Origin of the sequence: Comamonas sp. BIGb0152, from assembly GCF_024809975.1 — a bacterium.
GTDB lineage: Bacteria > Pseudomonadota > Gammaproteobacteria > Burkholderiales > Burkholderiaceae_C > Comamonas.
The window spans coordinates 155,836-176,343 of sequence record NZ_JANUDY010000001.1 but is presented as its reverse complement, the minus strand read 5'-3'; the positions used below and the strand labels follow the sequence as shown (position 1 = coordinate 176,343).

General features: G+C 63.7%; 19 protein-coding genes and 1 pseudogene. 8 read left to right on the top strand and 12 right to left on the bottom strand.

From position 1 onward, the window contains the following. Positions 1–14 precede the first annotated feature (14 nt). Entirely contained in the window at positions 15–887 is an 873-nt protein-coding gene (locus M2375_RS00815; RefSeq protein ID WP_259163943.1) for a DMT family transporter, read from the top strand. Between the two features lie 72 nt (positions 888–959). Then, positions 960–1,787, top strand: a complete 828-nt coding sequence (locus M2375_RS00810; RefSeq protein WP_259163348.1) for an SDR family oxidoreductase — start codon at positions 960–962, stop codon at positions 1,785–1,787. Between the two features lie 78 nt (positions 1,788–1,865). Here the strand turns inward: M2375_RS00810 and M2375_RS00805 are convergent, their stop codons facing one another. Beyond that, positions 1,866–2,711, bottom strand: a complete 846-nt coding sequence (locus tag M2375_RS00805; protein WP_259163347.1) for a DUF2076 domain-containing protein — start codon at positions 2,709–2,711, stop codon at positions 1,866–1,868. Between the two features lie 122 nt (positions 2,712–2,833). Further along, positions 2,834–3,736 (bottom strand): DMT family transporter, encoded by a 903-nt coding sequence (locus M2375_RS00800; RefSeq protein WP_259163346.1) that lies wholly within the window; start codon positions 3,734–3,736, stop codon positions 2,834–2,836. Between the two features lie 94 nt (positions 3,737–3,830). On the opposite strand from M2375_RS00800, the gene M2375_RS00795 reads away from it, so the two are divergent. The 3 genes from M2375_RS00795 to M2375_RS00785 all read left to right on the top strand — a co-directional run bounded on the left by M2375_RS00795 (position 3,831) and on the right by M2375_RS00785 (position 7,038). Then, entirely contained in the window at positions 3,831–4,811 is a 981-nt protein-coding gene (locus tag M2375_RS00795; RefSeq protein ID WP_259163345.1) for a quinone oxidoreductase, read from the top strand. A 101-nt stretch (positions 4,812–4,912) separates the two neighbouring features. After that, positions 4,913–5,764 carry an NUDIX domain-containing protein gene (locus tag M2375_RS00790; protein ID WP_259163344.1) on the top strand — a complete coding sequence of 284 codons (852 nt, stop codon included), beginning with the start codon at positions 4,913–4,915 and terminating at the stop codon, positions 5,762–5,764. Further along, positions 5,761–7,038, top strand: a complete 1,278-nt coding sequence (locus M2375_RS00785) for an FAD-binding oxidoreductase (RefSeq protein ID WP_259163343.1) — start codon at positions 5,761–5,763, stop codon at positions 7,036–7,038. Before M2375_RS00790 ends, M2375_RS00785 begins: the two co-directional genes overlap by 4 nt. Positions 7,039–7,069: 31 nt before the next feature. On the opposite strand, the gene M2375_RS00780 is transcribed toward M2375_RS00785, so the two are convergent. Together M2375_RS00780 and M2375_RS00775 are read right to left on the bottom strand one after the other, a co-directional pair. After that, positions 7,070–7,717 carry an aspartate/glutamate racemase family protein gene (locus M2375_RS00780; RefSeq protein WP_259163342.1) on the bottom strand — a complete coding sequence of 216 codons (648 nt, stop codon included), beginning with the start codon at positions 7,715–7,717 and terminating at the stop codon, positions 7,070–7,072. A 9-nt stretch (positions 7,718–7,726) separates the two neighbouring features. Next, positions 7,727–9,157 (bottom strand): MFS transporter, encoded by a 1,431-nt coding sequence (locus M2375_RS00775; protein ID WP_259163341.1) that lies wholly within the window; start codon positions 9,155–9,157, stop codon positions 7,727–7,729. 368 nt (positions 9,158–9,525) lie between these two features. Between M2375_RS00775 and M2375_RS00770 the strand changes: the two genes are divergently transcribed. Next, positions 9,526–9,747, top strand: coding sequence for a hypothetical protein (locus tag M2375_RS00770; protein ID WP_259163340.1), 222 nt, complete (start codon positions 9,526–9,528; stop codon positions 9,745–9,747). A 78-nt stretch (positions 9,748–9,825) separates the two neighbouring features. Here M2375_RS00770 and M2375_RS00765 read toward each other — a convergent pair whose 3' ends face one another. Then, positions 9,826–10,794: a tripartite tricarboxylate transporter substrate binding protein gene (locus tag M2375_RS00765; protein ID WP_259163339.1), complete on the bottom strand. Its 969-nt coding sequence runs from the start codon at positions 10,792–10,794 to the stop codon at positions 9,826–9,828. A gap of 263 nt (positions 10,795–11,057) precedes the next feature. On the opposite strand from M2375_RS00765, the pseudogene M2375_RS00760 reads away from it, so the two are divergent. Then, positions 11,058–11,486: pseudogene (locus M2375_RS00760) on the top strand (transposase); the annotation flags it as partial. A gap of 246 nt (positions 11,487–11,732) precedes the next feature. Here M2375_RS00760 and M2375_RS00755 read toward each other — a convergent pair. Next, positions 11,733–11,999, bottom strand: a complete 267-nt coding sequence (locus M2375_RS00755; protein ID WP_259163338.1) for a hypothetical protein — start codon at positions 11,997–11,999, stop codon at positions 11,733–11,735. A 184-nt stretch (positions 12,000–12,183) separates the two neighbouring features. On the opposite strand from M2375_RS00755, the gene M2375_RS00750 reads away from it, so the two are divergent. After that, positions 12,184–13,845 (top strand): hypothetical protein, encoded by a 1,662-nt coding sequence (locus M2375_RS00750; RefSeq protein WP_259163337.1) that lies wholly within the window; start codon positions 12,184–12,186, stop codon positions 13,843–13,845. 204 nt (positions 13,846–14,049) lie between these two features. On the opposite strand, the gene M2375_RS00745 is transcribed toward M2375_RS00750, so the two are convergent. From M2375_RS00745 to M2375_RS00720, 6 genes are all read right to left on the bottom strand, one after another. Further along, a complete protein-coding gene (locus M2375_RS00745; protein ID WP_259163336.1) occupies positions 14,050–14,895 on the bottom strand; it encodes a MurR/RpiR family transcriptional regulator in 846 nt (281 codons plus the stop codon). A 95-nt stretch (positions 14,896–14,990) separates the two neighbouring features. Continuing rightward, complete coding sequence (gene otnI, locus M2375_RS00740; protein WP_259163335.1) at positions 14,991–15,800, bottom strand: 2-oxo-tetronate isomerase; 810 nt, start codon at positions 15,798–15,800, stop codon at positions 14,991–14,993. 68 nt (positions 15,801–15,868) lie between these two features. Next, complete coding sequence (locus M2375_RS00735; protein ID WP_259163334.1) at positions 15,869–16,555, bottom strand: aldolase; 687 nt, start codon at positions 16,553–16,555, stop codon at positions 15,869–15,871. A gap of 14 nt (positions 16,556–16,569) precedes the next feature. Further along, the gene (otnK, locus tag M2375_RS00730) at positions 16,570–17,847 is read right to left on the bottom strand and encodes a 3-oxo-tetronate kinase (protein WP_259163333.1); all 1,278 of its coding nucleotides are present in this window, start codon (positions 17,845–17,847) and stop codon (positions 16,570–16,572) included. After that, positions 17,844–18,767, bottom strand: coding sequence for an L-threonate dehydrogenase (gene ltnD / locus M2375_RS00725; RefSeq protein ID WP_116925784.1), 924 nt, complete (start codon positions 18,765–18,767; stop codon positions 17,844–17,846). The genes otnK and ltnD overlap by 4 nt, the downstream gene beginning before the upstream one ends. 112 nt (positions 18,768–18,879) lie before the next feature. Continuing rightward, the gene (locus M2375_RS00720) at positions 18,880–20,244 is read right to left on the bottom strand and encodes a GntP family transporter (protein WP_259163332.1); all 1,365 of its coding nucleotides are present in this window, start codon (positions 20,242–20,244) and stop codon (positions 18,880–18,882) included. Between the last annotated feature and the right edge of the window lie 264 nt (positions 20,245–20,508).

Genomic DNA, 20,508 nt, shown 5'->3' with positions numbered 1-20,508 from the left:
TGCGCCGCGCCGGCATGGTCTGCGCTGTCGTCGGCGCCATTGCCTTCAGCGGCAAGGCCATCATCGTCAAGCTGGCCTACCGCCATGGGGTCGACGCGATCACCTTGATCATGTACCGCATGCTGTTTGCGCTGCCGCTGTTTGTCATCATGGCCTGGTGGGCTGGGCGGGGCAAACCGGCGCTGTCGCTGCGCGACTGGCTGGCCGTGGTGGCCCTGGGCTTTTGCGGCTACTACCTCTCCAGCTACCTGGATTTTGCCGGGCTGAGCTATATCAGCGCGGGGCTGGAGCGGCTGATCCTCTACCTCAACCCCACCTTGGTGCTGGCCTTGGGCTGGCTGCTGTACCGCAAGGTGGCCAGTGGCCGCCAACTGCTGGGCCTGGCCATCAGCTATGCCGGCGTGATGCTGGTGTTTGGCATGGAGCTGTACACCCACGGCGCCGGCCAGCAGGTGGGCCTGGGCGCCACCCTGGTGTTTTTGAGCGCCGTGAGCTACGCCGTCTACCTGGTCTACAGCGCCCAGTACGTCAAACGCCTGGGCGCCCTGCGCCTGGTGGGGCTGGCCACCAGCTTTGCCTGCCTGTTCTGCATTGCGCAATTCTTGCTCACCCGGCCGCTGCAGGCCGCGCAGGTGGATTCGGCCGTCATCTGGCTGTCCGTCCTCAACGCCACCTTGTGCACTGCCGTGCCCGTTCTGCTGGTGATGCTGGCCGTTGAGCGCCTGGGCGCCGCCACGGTGGCGCAGACCGGCATGATCGGCCCGCTGTCCACCATCTTGATGGGCGTGTGGCTGCTGGGCGAGCCGCTGACCCCGGTGATGGTGGCTGGCACTGCGCTGGTGCTGACTGGCATCTACGTATTCACCCACCAAGTCAAAAGGCCATAAAGGGCATGCGCATGCGCGCCAACCTCGGGGCCATTTGTGACTTAGCATCGATACCCACAAGGAGATTTGAATATGGATTTAGGAATTGCCAACAAATGGGCACTGGTCTGTGCAGCCAGCAAGGGCCTGGGCCGTGGTTGCGCGCAAGCGCTGGTCAATGAGGGCGTCAACGTGGTGATCAACGCCCGCGGCGAAGAAGCCCTGAAGGACACCGCCCGCCAGCTCAAGGTGATGGCCGCCATGTGGGCCGCTGCAGCCCCCGGCCGCGTGGCTCCCCAGGTGATTGCCGTTGCCGCTGACATCACCACCGAAGCCGGCCGTGCCGCCGTGCTGGGCGCCGCAGGCGGCCCTGGTCTGCGCTTTGACATTCTGGTGAACAACGCGGGTGGCCCACCGCCCGGTGATTTCCGCGACTGGGACCGCGAAGCCTGGATCAAGGCGCTGGACGCCAATATGCTCAGCCCCATTGCGCTGATCCAGACCTTGATTGATGGCATGGCCGAGCGCGGTTTTGGCCGCATCGTCAACATCACCTCCAGCTCCGTCAAGGCGCCTATCGATATCCTGGGCCTGTCTAACGGCGCGCGCAGTGGTTTGACCGGCTTTGTCGCCGGCGTGGCGCGCAGCCCCATTGCCGGCAAGGGCGTGACCATCAACAACATCCTGCCGGGCAAGTTCGACACCGACCGCATTGCCGCCACCATCTCGGCCACCGCCAGCAAGACCGGCAAGAGCGAAGCCGATATCCGCGAGCTGCAGCAAAAGCAGATTCCTGCCGGCCGCTACGGCACCGCTGACGAGTTTGGCGCCATCTGCGCTTTCCTGTGCAGCCAGCAGGCGGCCTATATCACCGGGCAAAACATCCTGCCCGATGGTGGCTCCTACGCCGGTACGTTCTAAACGTCGCAAGCCACCAAGCAAAACCGCCCGAGCCGATGCCCGGGCGGTTTTTTTATGCGCGTACCTTAACGGTGGCGATCAGGCTTGGTCGTCGTCAAAGAAGTCAAAGCCATCGTCACCGTTGTCATAGTCCGCAACGTCTTGGCTGTTGCTACTGCTGTTGTTGTCCGCATCCGGCATCCAACGGTTGGCAGATGGGTCCACATGGTCGCGGCCGGCCTGCTGGGCGAGCTGGTCGAGGCCGCTGTTGTCGCTGCTGGCCGCAGCGGTGTCGGTGCTGCTGGCTGCCTTGCTGGTGTCGGATGCCGCCGGTGCGGGGGTGCTGGCTGCCTGGGCCGGGTTGCTCCAAAGGTGGCTCAGGCCATTGAACAGCAGCATGCCGCCCGCCACGCCAGCGACCGAGGCTGCGGCCTGGCCCAAAAAGCCGCCCGCTGCCGACCCAGCACTGAGCTGCGCAGGCATGGAGGCAGGCACGGGGGCGGGCGCGGCCGGTGCCGCGCCAAACCAGCGGCCGCTGCTGGCCGGGGCTGGCGTATCGCCATAGCCTACGGAGGCAGCATTGTTCTGCGGATAGCTCGGCGCATAGCCTGCTGGGCTGCGGCTGGCCAGATTGGCATCCGGGCTACGGCCAAAATGCGTGTCCAGCCCGGCACCTAAAAAGCTGGTACCGCTGCTGCCCGCCGGTTTGGCAGCAGCTGCCCGGGCCTCGGCCAGTTGTGCCTGCAACTGTGCCTGCCGCTGCTGGGCCTGTTGCAGCGCCTGCTCCAGCAGCAGGCTGCGCTGGGTCAGCCAGTACAGCGCATCCGGGCTTTGCTGGGCCTGCTGGCGGATGCAGGCTTCGGCCTGGCTTTCCTTGGGCTGGCCATCGAGCTGGCGCAGTTGCTGGAAGAGGTTCTCGATCAGGGCTTGTTCTTGCGCATTCATCTCGGCGTCCTTGCGGTGGTGGTGTCACCGCATATGGGTGGCACTGTGCGCCTGCGCAAGGGCGCTAGTGTGAAGGGCGCGTTCTATCGGTAGCAGGTTGTAAACGGCCCGGTCGCCGTGCCTCAGGCCCGGCGCGACGAGATCACGATGCCGGCAATCACCAGCACAAAGGCCGCGCCATGGTAGAGCTGGGGCGGCTCGCCCAAAAAGGCAGCCGACAGCACGGCGGCAAACAGCGGCGTCAGGTTGCTGAAAAAGCCCGCCACCGTAGGGCCCACGCGCTGCACCCCCATGCCCCAGCAACGGTAGGCCAGAATGGCCGGGCCAATGACGATATAGGCAATCGCCCAGAGCAGGCTGCTATTGATCTGCAGCTGGCTGGCACCCAGCGCCCATTCGGCGCCGGCAAACAGGCCTGACCACAGCAGGCCAAAGGCCAGCTGGGCCATCAACAGCAGCGCCCACTGGCTTTTGATGCCGGCGGGATCTGGGGTGCGCACCAGCAGCCAGGTGTAGAGTGACCAGCAGGCGGTGGACAGCAGCATGAACAAATCGCCCGTCACCAGCCGCAGCTGGCGCAGCTGCTGCCAGTCACCATGGCTCAGCACCACCAGCACGCCGCTGATCGAAAACAGCGCGCCCAGCATTTGCGGCCGGGTGATGCGGGTCTGGAAGAACAGCATGCCAAAGGCCATCATCCACAGCGGCATGCTGGATGCGACCAGGGTGACATTGATGGGCCCAGACGTTTTGAGCGCCAGGTACTGGAAGGCGTTGTAGCAGCCAATACCCAGCAGGCCGATGGTGGCCCAGCGCTGCCACTGCGGCCACAGCGGGCTGGCGCGGCGCAGCAAGGGGTAGGCCAGCGGCAGCAGAATGGCAAAGGCCAGCAGCCAGCGCACAAAGTTCAGCAGCATGGGCGAGACCAGCTCATGCACCAGCCGGCCCACGACGGCATTGCCCGCCCACATCAGCGGGGCGGCGGTCAGCAGCGCCATGGTCGACGGTGTCAGTTTTTGTTGCATGGCCAGACTGTACATCCCCGTGACAGCGGGCTTGGTGAAAGCGTGGCAGCATGGTGACTGGTGGTAGCAAGAATCCCTATTCAGGAGAATTTCCATGTCTTTGGCAGTACAGATTGCGCGCAATGGCGGCCCCGAGGAGATGACGCTGGTCGATGTGGAGGTCGGCGCCCCTGGCCCCGGCGAGGTACGCATACGCCACCATGCGATCGGGCTCAATTTCATCGATGTCTACCAGCGCACGGGCCTGTACACCTTGCCGCTGCCGCTGAACCTGGGCATGGAAGGCGCCGGTGTCGTCGAGGCCGTGGGCGACGGCGTGCAGCACCTGCAGGCGGGCGACCGGGTGGCCTACGCCAGCAATCCGCCCGGCAGCTACAGCGAAGTGCGGGTGATGCCTGCCACCTATGTCTGCCAGCTGCCAGACAGCATTGATTTTGAAACCGGCGCGGCGATGATGCTCAAGGGCCTGACCGCCCAGTACCTGCTGCGCCAGGCCAAGCCGGCCGAAGGCCTGCATGCCGGCGACTTTGTGCTCTTCCACGCCGCGGCCGGCGGGGTAGGGCTGATCGCCTGCCAATGGGCCAAGGCCCTGGGCCTGCGCCTGATCGCCACAGCGGGCTCGGACGAGAAATGCCAGCTGGCCCTGGCCAATGGCGCTGAGGTAGCGATCAACTACCGCAGGGAAAACTTTGCCGAGCGGGTCAAGGACATCACCGCCGGCAAAGGCGTCAAAGTCGTCTACGACTCGGTCGGCAAGGACACCTGGGATGGCTCGCTGCAGTGCCTGCGCGCCTTTGGCCTGATGGTCTCGTTCGGCAATGCCTCCGGGCCGGTGCCGCCTTTTGCGCCGGCCATTTTGGCGGCCAAGAGCCTGTATGTGACACGCCAGGGCCTCTTTACCCACCTGCGGTCGCGCGAAGCCTGCCAGTCCATGGCCAACGACCTGTTTGCCGTCGTGGCCTCGGGCCAGGTCAAGATCCATATCGCGCAGCGTTTTGCACTGTCCGAGGTGCAGGCCGCGCACCGCGCGCTGGAGGCGCGCCAAACCACGGGCAGCAGCATCCTGCTGCCTTGACACTGGCGTAGCCGATGCGGGCATCGGGTTTTGGGTGGGCACCGCCTGCCCCCAGGCGCAGATGGACTAACATCCATCTGCTTTTATTTTGATAGTGCACCATGACCCGTGTTTCTCCCCCGCTGTTCGCGCCCGAGCCGCCCACCTGGCTGGCTGCTGCGCGCAGGGCCATGCAGTCGCCGCCGCGCAAGGCAAGGCTGCCGCTCTGGGTCAACGGCCAGGCGGTCGGCTCCTTGGTCGAGCATTTTTTGATCGACACCGGCATCGCCGGGCGCCTCGGCGGTGATGCGCTGCTGTCCAAGCGCGAGCGCTCGGGCACCGCAGTCTGGCTGCTCGAATCCCCCACGCAAGACGCCACTGCGCTGATGGGCCGCCTGGCCCATGCCTTGCGCGATGCGGGCCGCAGCGGCCCCTGGCGCAATGAGCAGCTGGCCGTACAGGCGGTGGATGGCAGCCGCATCGGCACCGTGGAACGCGGGGCAGTGCGCGTGTTGGGCATTGCCACCTTGGCGGTGCACCTGGTGGGCATCGCACCCGATGGGCGCCTGTGGGTGCAGCAGCGCGCGGCCAACAAGGCCAATTACCCGCTGCACTGGGATACCTTGATGGGCGGCATGGTCTCGGCCCAAGACAGTCTGGATGAAGCGCTGGCCCGCGAAACCTGGGAAGAGGCCGGTCTGCAGATCGCCGATTTGCAGGGCCTGCGCCATGGCGGTGTGCTGCGCTTTCGCCAGCCCGACAGCGACGGCGGCGACGACCTGGGCTATATGTACGAGGACATCCACTGGTATGCCGCCACCGTGCCCGACGGCACCGAGCCCCGCAACCAGGATGGCGAGGTGGCGCAGTTTGCGCTGTGGCAGGCCGATGAGGTCCAGCAGCAGCTGGCGCAGGCACGATTCACGCCCGAGGCCGCCTTGGTCTGGGCCGGTTTTGCAGATTGGATGACATGACAGAGACAGCGAACAAGCAGGGCGCCCGGGTCCAAGCGCCCAAGCAGGTGGTGGTGGTGGGAGCCGGTGTGGTGGGGGTGGCCACGGCCTTGGCCCTGCAAAGCTATGGCGTGTCCGTCACCCTGATCGACCGGGGCGAGCCCGGCATGGAATGCAGCTACGGCAACTCCGGCGCGATCAGCCCCGGCTCGGTGGCGCCGCTGGCCTTGCCCGGCATCTTGAAGACCGTGCCCGGCATGCTGATGGACCAGGACGGACCGCTGTCGATTGGCTGGAAGCACCTGCCCAAGGCGGCATCCTGGCTGGTGGCCTTTGCGCAGTCGGCCGAGCCCAAGCGCGTGGCCGCTGCGGCCGAGCGGCTCAACGACTTGTACCAGGGCGCCGTCGATGCGCATGCTGCGCTGGCGCAGAGCCTGGGCGTGTCCGATCTGTTTATGCGGCGCGGCCATCTGCACCTCTACCCCGATGCCGATTACGCGCAAAAGGATGCCACCGGCTGGCAGCTGCGCGCCAAGTACGGCTACCAGGTTGAGGAGCTGGACCGTGCCGGCATCGAGGCGCTGGAGCCCCAAGCGCCCCAGGGCTATGCCCATGGCCGCTACCTGGCCGACCACGGCACCATCCTGAACCCGCTGCGCTATGTGCAGACCATGCTGCATGCCTTTGTGCAGCGCGGCGGCAAGCTGATTCGCGCCGAGGTCAAGGCCATCCGCCCCGATGACAAAGGCTGGGCCGTGCGCAGCGGCGATGCCGCGCTGGATGCGCAGCGCTGGCCGCATATCGTCGTGGCCGCTGGCGCCTGGGCGCCCGCGCTGCTCAAGCCGCTGGGCATGCTGCTGCCGATCGAATCACAGCGCGGCTACCACGCGCAGTTTGCCGGTGCCCAGCACCTGGTGGAGCGCACCGTGGTGCTGGCCGACAAAAAGGTGTTTATCGCGCCGATGGAAGGCGGGCTGCGGGTAGGCGGCACGGTCGAGATTGCCGGCTTAAAAGCACCGCCCAACCCGCGCCGCGCCGCTGGTATCGAGCGCATTGCGCGCGAGGCCTTCCCGGCGCTGGCAGGCCTGGAGGCCCAGCACTGGATGGGTCACCGCCCCTGTCTGCCGGGCTCCGTGCCGGTGGTGGGCCATATCGATGCCATCCAGGGCCTGTGGCTGGCCGTGGGCCATGGCCATTTGGGCCTGACCGGCTCGCTGCCGACGGCCCAGCGCATAGCGACCGGGATGTGCGGGCCGCAGGCATTGCCGTTTTGGCAGTTGCGCACGGCCGGTTAAGGCCTTGCGCAAGGGCTGATCGTTTACGCGCTCAGCCCATCAGCTGCGCCAGCCTGCGCACCGCCGCCGGAATGGGCGCAATGATGGGCAAGTGCAGGCGCTCCGCCAGCGCAATGGCTGCCTGGCCCAGCGGGCCGCCGCCAATGATGACGGCCTGCGCGCCATCCTCGTCCACACAGCGCCGCACGGCCTGCGCCAGTGCAGCTTCCAGCGCCTGGGCATCACTGCTCAAGGCGCGCGGGTCGCCTTCGGTCAGGCGGATGCCGGTGTAGAGGTGTGCCAAACCCACGGCGGCCACCCGCCCGGCAATCGGCTCCACCAAATCCGGCGTCACAGTGGCCACGCCAAAGCGCCGCCCGCCGCTGGCCGCCTCCAGCATCGAGGCCTCGGCAATGCCCACCACGGGCACGGTGCTCAATGCCCGCAGCCGTTCCAGCCCCGGGTCGCCAAAGGCGCTGATGATGATGCCAGCGCAGTCGCTGGGCGCCTCGCGCCAGCAGTCTTCGACCTCCAACGCGGCCTGGGCCAACTCGGTGGCGTTGACGATCATTGACGGGCCCTTGTCGGCGGTGCGGGCCAGGATCTGCCAATGTGCAGGTGCACTGCTCTGGGCAATCTCGGCCATCATCATGGTGGTGGTTTCAGACGTGTTGGGGTTGATCAGCAGTATTTTGGGCATGCAGCAAAACTAGGATTGGGGCGTGGCAGGGGTTGTGCCAGCCAGTGGTTCGGCATCGGGGGATTGGCCATAGGTCTCGGGCACGCACTGCACGCTGATGATGAAGACCAGGTACATCGCAGCGGCCAGGCCAAACACGCCGCCCAGGCCAAAGCCGTCAAACAGGCGCCCGGCGACCAGCGGCATCAGCGCGCCAGCAGCGGTGCCGGTGGCGAGGATGAAGGCGGTGCCAAAGGCACGCACCCGGGTGGGATACAGCTCGGGCGCATAAATCCAGATAGTGGTGTTGAGCAGCAGCACAAAGAACTGGAAGGTGGCACCCGCAATCAGCAGCACCACAATGCTCTTGGCCGCAAAGCCAATCGTCAGCGCCGCCAGGCAGGCGCAGATGGCGCCAGCGGTCAGTACCCGTTTGCGTGGAAAGTGAAAGCCCAGGGCAGAAGCCGCAATCGCACCCAGCAGGCTGCCGCTTTGCATCACCATCGTGAACAGCAGGCTCTTGGACATGCTGTAGCCCAGGCCCACCAAAATGGTTGGCATCAAGGTCAGCACCGAAATCTGCGCGCCATAGGTCATCCAGATGGTGATGCACAGCGGCACCGTGCGGCGCCCCAGTGCGCCCCGGAAAATCTCTGTCACCCGCACCTTGATCTTGGCCGCCGTGGTGCTGCTGCCGTCATCGCTGATATAGGGATGGGTGGCTTGCGCAGCGCCGGCCAGCTTGCCCGAGGCCAGGCGCGTCAGCACTGCATTGGTCTCGGCAATACGGCCTTGCGACAGCAAAAAGCGCGGTGTCTCGGGGATGTAGCGGCGGTAGAACGCGGCCAGCAACGCCGGCACCATCAGGCAGACAAACAGCCAGCGCCAGCCGTTGTCGCCAGGGAAGATCCAGAACACCAAGAGCCCAAAAGCCGGTGCCAGAAAATTGCCCAGCCCGCCCGCGCCCACATTCACCAGGCCCACTGCCGTGCCCCGGAACTTGGACGAGCAGAACTCGGACAGCATGGTGACCGCAATCGCAATCTCTCCCCCCAGGCCAAAGCCCACCACCGCGCGGCCCAGCGCCATCACCGCCAGGTTGGGCGCCATCGCGCAGATCCCCGCACCAATGGTGAACAGCAGCAGGTCCACCGTCAGCATCACGCGGCGGCCATAGCGGTCGGCGATAAAGCCGGAAACGATGCGGCCAATTGCCGCGCAGGCAAAAGTCACCGAGTTGAGCATGCCGATGTCTGACGCCGTCAGCCCCCACTGCTCCTTGAGCATGGGGCCGATGATGCCGACCGCGTTCTGCTCGAAGCTGTCAAACAGGCAGCCAATCAGGATCAAGAAGATGATCGTGTGGTGCGAGCGGGTCACCCCTATCTTGTCCAAGGCCTGGTCGAGTTCGGCCACCTTGGGAGAGTCGGGTGCAGAGGAAAGTGCAGGTCCACCAGCCATTGAAAGCTCCTTGAGAAGAGTCGTGCTTGCTCGAATCGGATCGCTGCGCCAGTGTTGGGCAGTTTAGCGACGTTTGGTATAGGTATTTCACTAATATGGTGCATATGAAATTAAAATTTCATGCACCAGGCAAGCTTAAGCAAGCAACGTGCCATCTATCTCGGCATCGGGGACCAGGGTGGTGGGGGTTGTTTTCTCAAAGCGAGGGTGCAGCAGCTGCTGCACCGGCGGCGTACGGAGCCACAAAGAGAGAGGCTGCGATCAATAAGGTAAAGGCTGAGGGCGTCAGGGCACAAACACCCCAACCGTCAGCGTTGCAGCGACCGGTCTACAACGTGGCATTATTCAAGCGACTAGGGTGGCTATTGATGCTCAAACGCCAATGCCCGCTGGAATTTTTGGATCAATGCGAGGCGGCGCTGGCAGCTTGGGTTGCTCCACACGCCTTGCCCAAGGCCAGCCTTTGGGCCATGCTGGGCGCGGCCGATGCGCTGTTGCATGCAGCGATGGCAGGCGACATCACGCAGCACCAAGCCCAGGATGCGCTGCAGGGCATGGTGCTGGCGCAGCGCGGCAGCTGCAAGCTTTGACTCGCTGTCAATCCGCTTGGTCAGTGGGTGCTGCAGCTGCAGTCGCCGCTGCAGCCTACCATCCGCGCCACAGGCACCTTATTCCAGCCCGATGCTCTGCACAATCGCGCCCTCTTCGGCGAAGGCCTTCTTCGCAAAGGCGTTGTAATCCTGGGCATTGCGGTACTCCAGCCGCACTCCATAGTTTGCGGCCGCCTGCTGAAAAGCGGGGTCGTCCATGGCAGACTTCACGGCGGCTTCGAGCTTGCGCACAATCTCGGGCGGCAGGCCCCTGGGCCCGGCAATGCCCAGCGGTGATGGCGTCACTACGTCATAGCCCTGCTCACGGAAGGTCGGCACATTGGCGAAGGCTGGTGGGCGCGTTTCTGACGCAATGGCCAGCGCACGCAGCTTGCCTGACTGCATATGCGGTAGCACCGTATTGCCAAACACCCCCGTCTTGGTGTGGCCCGCAATCAAGGCATTCACCGCCTCGGCATCGCCCTTGTACGGCACATGGGTGAACTGCACGCCCGCCTTCTTCTCCAGCAAGGCCATCAGCACATGGTTGGCCGAAAACTTGCCGGGCGTGCCGTAATCGACCGAGCCGGGCTGCTTTTTGGACTGCTCGACAATGTCCTTGACCGATTTGAACGGCGAATCCTGCGCCACGGCCAGCAGAAAGTCGTACGACATATAGGCCGCCACATAGGTCAGGTCGGCAATCGGATCGTAGGCCACCTTCTGGATATGCGGCTGCCGAAAGATAGCCACCGGGCTCAAAGTCAGCCGGTAGCCATCGGGCTTGGCATTCTTCATGTCCATCACCCCCATCGACGCCCCGGCACCCGGTTTGTTCTCGATGATGATGGACTGGCCCAACTGCTTGCCCATCGACAGGGCCAGCGCCCGCGCCACCACATCGCTCACACCACCCGCCCCATAGGGCACGATCAGCACGACAGGCCGGTTGGGGTAATCAGCCTGTGCCACGGCGGGCGCGGCAAAACCAGCAGCGCCCACAACGGCAATGCTGACTGCGATAGCGGCAAAAGTACGGCGTTGCATGGTTGTCTCCTTGCACGAAAGCTTGTTTGCCCTGCAGTCTAGCGACGCCACCCCTCCGTACCCCCAACACGGGTGACAGCGCTGGCGCACTGGCGCTCCAACGCAAGGGAAAACATCAGGATGCGGGCCTTGGGGCGCAGGTTGGTCGTTTTGAGGCCAGTAGGTTCAGCAACAGACCAGCAAACCTTGCAACATCCTTCAATCTACCGCAATGGCCAAAGGGAGAACCCGCATTTGCGAGGGGTCCTAAATCTTGGGACATCGATGCGCTGATGCTGCCGGAATTGCTGGCACAGATTGCTGCCGACGAGCGCATTGACAGCGTCTGCCCGGATGGCGCCTACGACACGCGAGGCTGCCTGGACACCATCGCCGAACGGCAAGCGATGGCGGTGATCCCGCCGCGCAAGGACGCCAGACATTGGAAGAAGTCGAGTGCGGGCTCGGCGCACCGCAACGAGGCCATTCGCGCGTGCAAGCGCTTGGGTCGCAGCATCTAGAAGATGTGGAGCGGCTACCGCCGGCGCAGCCTTGTGGAGACGAAGATGAACTGCTTCAAGCGGCTGGGCGAACGGGTGACCGCGCGTACGTTCGAGCGCCAAGTGGTGGAGCTGCATGTCCGAGTGGCCTTGCTCAATCGCTTCAGCCAGATCGGCCGTCCTCAAACCGTGCCGGTGGCTGCCGTGGCATAGATCCGTCTGGGGTTGGGGTCATGCCATCTGCTATTCGATTTTTGCAACAAAGTCGAGCCGGCCCTGTGACGGCTTTCAGGTTAGCAGCCGACGCTGACCGTCAGGGCACTCCAAGTGACTGCTAGATGTCCGCTATCGCAGTAAATGAATAGGCGCTACCGACCCGAAGCAGTCTTCCGGCTTTGCACAAAACTGACTTTGGCATCTACTGAAAGCTGGTCGCCAGCCGAGGATTTCGGGGCAAGCTCAGTCTATAGACCACCACATTTCCAATGCGGAGTAGCGGTTGTCGAAATTGCGGGCCATGTAGATATTGCCGGTCATTTCGGTCCGCCCATCTTCAAAAGCCCACAAAAACTCATCGACCTGAAGGTCATCCTTCAGTGCCCGCACCGGCTTGCGGTTCTCGGCGCGAGTCCTTGATTCGAAAATGAGCTTGGTTCGCAGCCTCGACAAAGGTCCAAAGGATGCCACCCTCAGAGTATTGGTCTTTCGACTTTGCGCAAAGCTCATCGAGCAGTTTTAGGGTGTGTGTAGATAGCATTAAAGGAACGAGCAAGAGTTTGCTCCTGGCCGACTTGAGGCATCGTACCAGCAGCTTCAATCGGCTGCACATGCCTGTTGCTGGTCGACCCTGAGCAGACTTTGAGCTATTGACAGCTATCTCCTATACTGATCCCAAATAGAGGGAGATAAAGTGAAAAATACCAATCACATCCAAACGCTACGCACAGCCCTTGCTGCCTTGGCAATAGCACTTACATGCACTGTAAGTTGGGCTGCACGCGATTTCACACCTCAATCCGGGACCTGGGTGGTCAGCAATGAACTGGATGGCAAACCGGGCCGTGGCTTGGCGATTGATGTGCAGGGCAACACTTTCTTTATGCAGGTGTTTGGCTATGAAAAGAACGGTGATGCGACGTTTTATACCGCTACGGGCCAGATGGACGGCAACAGTGCGACTGCACCGTTAATGCGCTACAAAAATGGTCGCAGCCTTGGTGGTGCCATGCAAGATGCGGTGGAAGACAAATCCGCAGGCCAGGTAACACTTCATTTCACCAACGGTGTGAAAGGAACGATCCAGTTTCCAGGCGAGCAGGCGGTGGCAATAGAGCGCTTTCTAGTTGTAAACAACGAGCCCAGCGTGACCAATCCGCGCGTGCAGATGGGTGTCCGTACATTGCGTTTGTTTGGCTTGGATTCACAAGGTGATCCAAGCTGGACCGTACCTGCGAGGCTGTGGCTAAGTGACGTTGGTACTACTTATCTCGATTGGTACGTTCCAATGCCGACCACCGGCATGCTCGTCCCCATACGCCAATTTCAATGCAATGTAGTTGCTGACAAGGTTCGCCTTCATTGCACACCGAACACGAATGACGCTCCGGCCAAGCTTCAATCTGAACTTCCTTCCGTGGAGAGCCTGGAGTTGCAATTTGCAGGATTCGATATCCATGGCGTGCTGCGCACTGCTGGGGAAAATCCTCAGACAGTGACGGTAATGGGTTTTGATGAGGGAGCCACCTTGAATGAACCCACTTATCGGGAAGGAATTACCACCTTTCACCCGCAGCAACAGCAAAACTACTCGACTGCATGGTTTGGCTCCGGTGGTACATGCATTACTGGAGCATGCAGTGCAACAGTCACATCCAACACATTGATGCCCATGAATGGCACTTGGATTGTGGAAGACGAGCTTACCGGTAAACCTGGTCGTGGTATTGCACTTGATATTCAGGGCAATACCGTCATCCTGCAACTGTTCAACTACCGAGCTGATGGCCAACCCACCTTCCATATGGGGAGTGCTAGCTACCAGAGTAAAGGCATGGGCAGCCGCACGACCGTGGCGACCATTCCTCTGCGCCAATACCGTGGAGGCCGCAGCCTGGGTGGCGCTGCACAGTCTGCCCAATTGGAGGGAGATGCGGGAGTTGCGGTTTTGGAGTTCAGCGCTCCACGCTCAAACAGCGAACCGAACTTACATCTCTGGTGGACGCAAGGTCAGTTGCAGCTGCCTGGCGAGGCCCCTGTCAAGATCCGCCGTTTGCAAATTGATTCGCCTGAAAATTTTGTGGAGCGCATGCGGGGCGATTGGTATGTTGGCCGCACCCATAGAATTGCGCGCTTTGACAACGTCCAAGGAGACGGCATTGCCACTGCCGATGGAAAAATCTACTGCGTGCCTAACAAGCAATCCGAATTTTCGAACATGAGCTGCGGCGAACCTAATGGCGTCATGTGGAACTGGCACCAGTTCATGCACATGCCGGACATGGGGCGCGGCCAGCCATTCCTGCGCGTGCGTGATCGTTTTGGCAACTCCGTGGGGCTTGGGCCACTCGATTAATGTTCCACTCTTGGTCTCGATGGGTCGCAAGATAAATGATCATCGCTGGAAATTCAGCTTGTGGCCGAGTGCCGTCATCTCAATGTCGAATGCACATCGGGCACTCCTAGATCCACGTCGGCCAGCGGCCGCACAAGCCAATCGCAAGAACGCCCTACGGGTAGGGCAGCAGGGCTCTACTGCGTCGGTACAGCCCCGCAGACATCAAAACTCCTGGTGCTGCTCATGCTGCTGCTCAATGGCAGCCAGGCGCTTGCGCCCCGGCGCGCCGGCCGCTTCCAGCACCATGGTAGCCAGCAGGTCGCAGACTGCCATCACGGCCACATGGTTGTCTAGCAGGCCTGGGCCATGGCAATCGCACTGGATGGACCAGGTGGCGGCGGCATAGTGGGGGGAGGCCTGGTCGCTGACCAGCAGCACAGCGGCGCCGGCCTTGCTGGCGCTGGCCAGCAGGGCGGCCATCTGGCGGGTTTGGCGGCGCATGCCAAACAGGATGACGCAGTCGTTCTTGCCCAGCTGGGCGGTGTATTCGGCCAAGGTCTCGCCGGGGCCGGGCAAGGTGGTGACCTGGGGCACCACTTGGATGATCTGCCAGCGCAGGTACTGCGCAAAGGCGTGGCTGCTGCGGCTGCCAAAGATAAGCACCTGGCGGGCGGCGATGATGGCCTGCACGATCTCGCTCAGCTGCGGCTCGCTGAGCTGGTCCAGGGTGTTCGTCAGGTTGGCCAGGGACCGCTCGCGGTGCGTGGCCAGCATCTGTCCGCGCTGAAAAGCCTCGGCCGCCGACTGGAACAGCGGCGAGCCGCTTTGCTTGTCCTCGCGCACCTGGCGGCGGGCTTCTTCGTAGTTCTCATAGCCCAGGCGGCGGATAAAGCGGCTTACCGTCGAGGGCGACACCTTTGCCAGCTGGGCCAGTTCATTGCCGGCGTAGCTGGCCAGCTCGCCGGGGAACTCCAGCACAAAGTCGGCCAGTTGCCGCTCGGTCGCGGGCAGTGCCTGCAGGTGCTGGCGCACCCGCTGCAAAAAGGATTCGGTCGCTTGTGGTCGCATCGCATGGCGGCGGGCACGGGGCCTGCGGCTAAAGGGGGATGAGGGGATTCTAGGGCAGGCCATCCACCCCATCGACCCATCCACCATGGCGGTGCTTAGTGCGCCTTGGTCAGGTAGGGCTGCAGCCAGCCCAGTCCATCGCTGGTGGCATGGGGCGCTGCGCCGCGTGCTGGCTTGTATTCGCAGCCAATCCAGCCGTCATAGCCCAGGCTGTCGAGCAGCGCAAACAGATAAGGATAGTTCAGCTCGCCCACATCGGGCTCATGGCGCTCGGGCACGCCGGCGATCTGGATATGGCCGACCTGGCCGGTGGGCAGGTACTGGCGGATCTTCATCGCCAGGTCGCCTTCGACGATCTGGCAGTGGTAGAGGTCCATCTGTACCTGCACATTGGCGGCGCCAATCTCGGTGACCAGCGCATGGGCCTGGTCCTGGCGGCTTAAGAAAAAGCCGGGCATATCGCGGCCATTGATGGGTTCGAGCAGAATGCGCGCGCCCTGCGCCGCCGCTTGCTCGGCCGCATGGCGGATATTGGCGATGTAGGTGGCGCGCACGGTAGCCGCATCCACGCCCGCAGGCACCAGCCCCGCCATCACATGCAGGCGCGGGCATTGCAGTGCCTTGGCGTAGCGCAGCGCCTGCGCAATGCCGTCGCGGAACTCGGCCTCACGCCCGGGAATGCAGGCAATCCCCCGCTCGCCACTGTCCCAGTCGCCCGGCGGCGCATTGAACAGCACCTGCTGCAGGCCCTGCTGCTGCAGCAAGGCCGCCAGTTGCTCAGGCGCGTAGGCGTAGGGGAAGAGGTATTCCACGGCAGTGAAACCATCGCGGGCGGCGGCGGCAAAGCGGTCCAGAAAGTCCAGGTCGTTGTAGAGCATGGACAGGTTGGCGGCAAAACGGGGCATGGGGTGCTTTCCAAATAGGGGATGCGGCCTGCCAGCAAGTCATCAGCGCGGCAGGCAGCGCTAGGGTTTTACCAGTGGGCGCCAAAGCTCTGACGCAGCTCGTCAATCTGGGCGTCGCTCAGCGGCGCGGGCGGCTGTGCGCGGCACTGGTTCCAGAGCAGGGCGGTTTCCTCCAGCTCTTCCAGCGCGGCCATCGCCGCAGCCGGGCTTTCGTGCCAGACATTGGGGCCCAGGCGCGCCAGCATCACCGCGCGGATCGGCCGGCCAGCGGCCGCGTACTGCGCAATCGCCTCGGCCACGGCCTGCGCCGCATCGGGCGAGCCGGGGCGGTGGTAAGGGATATGGGGCACGCGGCCGACCTTCATCACAAAGTAGGGCGTCAGCGCCGGCAGCAACTCGGCCGCTGGCTCCACCCCCGGCACGGCAGTGGCTTGCAGCGAGCAGGCCACCAGCTGGCGGCTGTGGGTGTGGATCACGCAGCCGGCGGGGGTGGGCGTGTTGGCGCTGGCCGCGTAAATGCGCTGGTGCAGCACGATGGTCTTGCTGGCGCGGTCACCGCTCAGCTGCTGGCCTTGCAGATCGAGCTTGGCCAGGCGCTCGGGCAGCAACTGGCCCAGGCTGGCATCCGTCGGCGTGATCAGGTAGCCATCGGCCAGGCGCACGCTGATATTGCCGGCGCTGGCATGCACATAGCCGCGTGCGAACAGCGATGCTCCTATCCGGCATATCTCGGCGCGGGCGCTGGGTTCGTCCATAAAGACCATGGTGTTCAGCCTTGCAGGCAGGTAAATGCCTTGGTGAAGAAATCGGTGCTGCCAAAGTTGCCCGATTTGAGCGCGATGTGCAAGCCCTCCGGCGCTGCAGCGCTGGCCGCATGGCACCAGGGCACCCCCGGGTCAATCTGGCCACCAATGCGCATCTGTGCAATGCCCAGCGCCTGCACACAGGCACCCGATGTTTCGCCACCGGCGACGATCAGCTGCCGCACGCCCAGCTCCACCAGGCCGCGCGCAATGGCGGCCAGGGTTTGCTCGACCATGGCACCGGCCTGCTCCACGCCCAACTGGGCCTGGATGGCGCGCACGTCGTCGGGCTCGGCGGTGGAGTAGACGAGCACCGGGCCACTGGCCAGATGGGGGCGCGCCCAGTCCAGCGCCTCGCGCACCACATCGTCACCGGCGGCCATGCGCAGTGGCTGCAGCGCCAACGCCGGGCGGCCACTGGCAATAAAGTGCGCCACCTGGGCATTGGTCGCTACCGAGCAACTGCCCGACACCACCGCTTGCAGGCCGTAGGCCGCCGGCAAGGCAGCGGCCTGGTTGCTGGGCTGCAGGCCAAAATTGGCCGGCAACGCAATCGCCACGCCCGAGCCTGCCGTTACCAGTGGCAGATCTGCCAAGGCCGGGCCCATGCGCAGCAGGTCGTCATTCGATACCGCATCAACAATCGCAATGCCCACGCCATCTGCTTTCAGCGCCGCGATGCGGCTTTGTATGGCCGTCGCGCCCTGGGCCACCACGCTGTGGTCGATCAAGCCCACCTTGCGCCGGGTTTGCGACTGCAGCACGCGCACCAGGTTGGGGTCGGTCATGGGAGTCAGCGGGTGGTTTTGCATGCCGCTTTCGCTCAGCAGCACATCACCGGCAAACAGATAGCCCTTGAAGACGGTGCGCTTGTTGTCGGGGAACGCAGGCGTCGCAATGCTGAAATCGCTGCCCAGCGCATCCATCAAGGCCTCCGTCACCGGACCGATATTGCCGGCGGGCGTGCTGTCAAAGGTGGAGCAGTATTTGAAATAGATCTGCTGCGCGTCCTGGCTTTTCAGCCAGCGCAGGGCATCGAGCGACTGGGCGACGGCCTGGTCGGCGGGGATGGTGCGTGACTTGAGGGCGACTACCACAGCATCCACTTCGGTACCCAGCGGGCCGCTGGGCACGCCAATGGTCTGCACCACGCGCATGCCGGCGCGCACCAGGTTGTTGGCCAGGTCGGTGGCGCCGGTAAAGTCGTCAGCAATGCAGCCCAGCTTCAATGCGGCGCCGCTCATCGCTGGCCTCCGTCGTTGGCGGCTTGGGGGAGGGTGATGCCGGGGAAGATCTTGATCACCGCGCTGTCGTCTTCCTTGGCGTAGCCGGCAGTCGATGCCTGCATGAACATCTGGTGCGCAGTGGCTGCCAGCGGCAGCGGAAACTTGCTGGCGCGCGCGGTATCCAGCACCAGGCCCAGGTCCTTCACAAAAATATCGACGGCCGACAGCGGCGTGTAATCACCCGCCAGCACGTGGGCCATGCGGTTTTCAAACATCCAGCTGTTGCCGGCGCTGTGGGTGATGACCTCGTAGATCGCCGCAGCGTCCACCCCTTCGCGCAGGCCCAGGGCCATGGCCTCAGCCGCTGCGGCAATATGGACCCCTGCCAGCAGCTGGTTGATGATCTTGACCTTGCTGCCCGCGCCCGCCTTGTCGCCCAGGCGGTAGACCTTGCCGGCCATCGCATCGAGCACATCGCCCGCGGCCGCATACGCCGCGGGCGTGGCCGAGGTCATCATCGTCATCTGGCCGGCCGCTGCCTTGGCCGCGCCACCGGAGATCGGGCCATCGACATACAGCACGCCGCTTTGGGCCAGGCGCGCCTCCAGCGCGATGGACCAGTTCGGGTCCACGGTGGAGCACATCACAAAGGTGCTGCCGGGGCGCATGGCGGCCGCGGCGCCATGCTCGCCAAACAGCACGGCCTCGGTCTGCGCGGCGTTGACGACGACGGACACCACCACATCCACTTGCGCCGCCAGCTCGGCCGGGTGGGCGCAGGCCACGCCACCGGCGCTGGCAAAGTCGGCCGCCGCCCCCGGGCGCACATCGCAGACATGGACCTGGTAGCCCCGGTTGCGCAAGGTTTGGGCAATGCCCAGGCCCATGGCGCCCAGGCCGATGACGCCAACCTTGGCGTGCTGTGCTTGTGTAGTCATTGGAGAAGCTCCCGTGAATCAGAAATAGAGAATGCCCGGCCTGGCGCCGGGGCACAAGAATGCAAGTGACAAATAGGCAAGCGATGAATCAGGCGATAAATCAGGCGGCGGATCAGGCCACCAGCGCCCAGACCAGGCAGGTCAGCGCAAAGCCGGCTACGCCCAGCACGGTGGTCAGCACCGTCCAGCTGCGCAGGCCATCGGCCACGCTCAGGCCCAGGTAGCGGGTCACAATCCAAAAGCCCGAGTCATTGACATGCGACAGCCCCAGGCCGCCAAAGCCGATAGCCACTGTCAGCACAGCGACCTGCACAGCGCTGTAGCCACCGCTCTGGATGCTTTCAGCCAGCAGGCCGCAGGTGGTGAGAATGGCCACCGTGGCCGAGCCCTGCGCCGCGCGCAAGGCCAAAGAGATGACAAAGCCCAGCAGAATCAAAGGCAGGCCCGTGCCCGACAGCGCCTGCGACAGCGCGGTGCCAATGCCGCTAACAGTCAGCACCTTCGCAAAAACGCCGCCCGCGCCTGTTACCAAGATCACCGTGGCTGCTGCAGGCAAGGCCGATTCCATCACCTCGTTGCTGCGCTTGCGCGTCCAGCCCAGGGGGCGCACCAGCAGCACAAAGGCCAGACCAATCGCCACCATCAGCGCAAACACCGGTGCGCCGGTAAAGGCCAGAAAATCGCGCAGCGCATCGCCCTTGGGCAGCATGGTTGCCGCCGTGGTGCCCAGCATGATGAGCGCCAGCGGGGCCAGGATCAGGGTCAGCACGGCGCCCACACCGGGCAGCTTGGCGGCAGGGACATCGGCCGCATCGCCGCTGCCAAAGTTGCGGAACTGGGCTTCGGCTTCCGGCTGCATCGCGTAGTGGCGGCGGTTCAAATAGCCGCCCACCCACTGGGCCACAAAGGCCAGCGGAATACAGATGCCCAGCCCAATCAGCGTGATCCAGCCCACATCGGCCGACAGCACCGCTGCGCCGCCCACAATGCCCGGGTGCGGTGGCACCACCACATGGGTGGCCAGCATGATGCCGGCCACCGGCAGCCCGTACTTGATGGGGCTGACGCCAGCGGCCTTGCAAAAGCCATAGATGATGGGGATCAGGATGATGAAGCCCACATCAAAGAACACGGGGATCGACAGCACCAATGCCGCCGCCGTCAACGCTGCCGGCACCCGCTTGGGGCCCAGCAGCTGGCTAAAGCGCTGCGCCAGGGTATTGGCGCCGCCCGACACCTCGATCATCCGGCCCAGCATCGCCCCCAGCGCCACCAGGATCGCCACCGATCCCAAGGTACCGCCCATGCCGGCTATCAAGGTGGGAATGATCTCAGCGAGCGGTATGCCGGTTGCCAGTGCCACCAACAGGCTCACCAGCATCAGCGCCACAAAGGCATGGATTTCGAATCGGATGATCAGCAGCAACAGCGCAGCAATGCTGGCGCCTGCAATGCTCAAAAGGGCAATGGTCGTCATGTGTCAGGACTTGTCTCGTTGACTTATTAGAAGGACCTTCCAGGCATTGCACCTCGAAGGACTGGTATGGTTATCATACAAATTTTGCCGGATCATAGCATTGGGCAGAACCGGGTTTGCACCGTACTTTCCCGCGATGGCGCAGGGTTTTTTGCGAGCGATTGCCAAGCGGATGCGCGTCGGCTATATGCATAAAAAGGCGCCGCAGTTTGCACTGCAGCGCCTTGTGAGGGACGTCTATCCCGGCGGAGCCAAAGCCCTAGC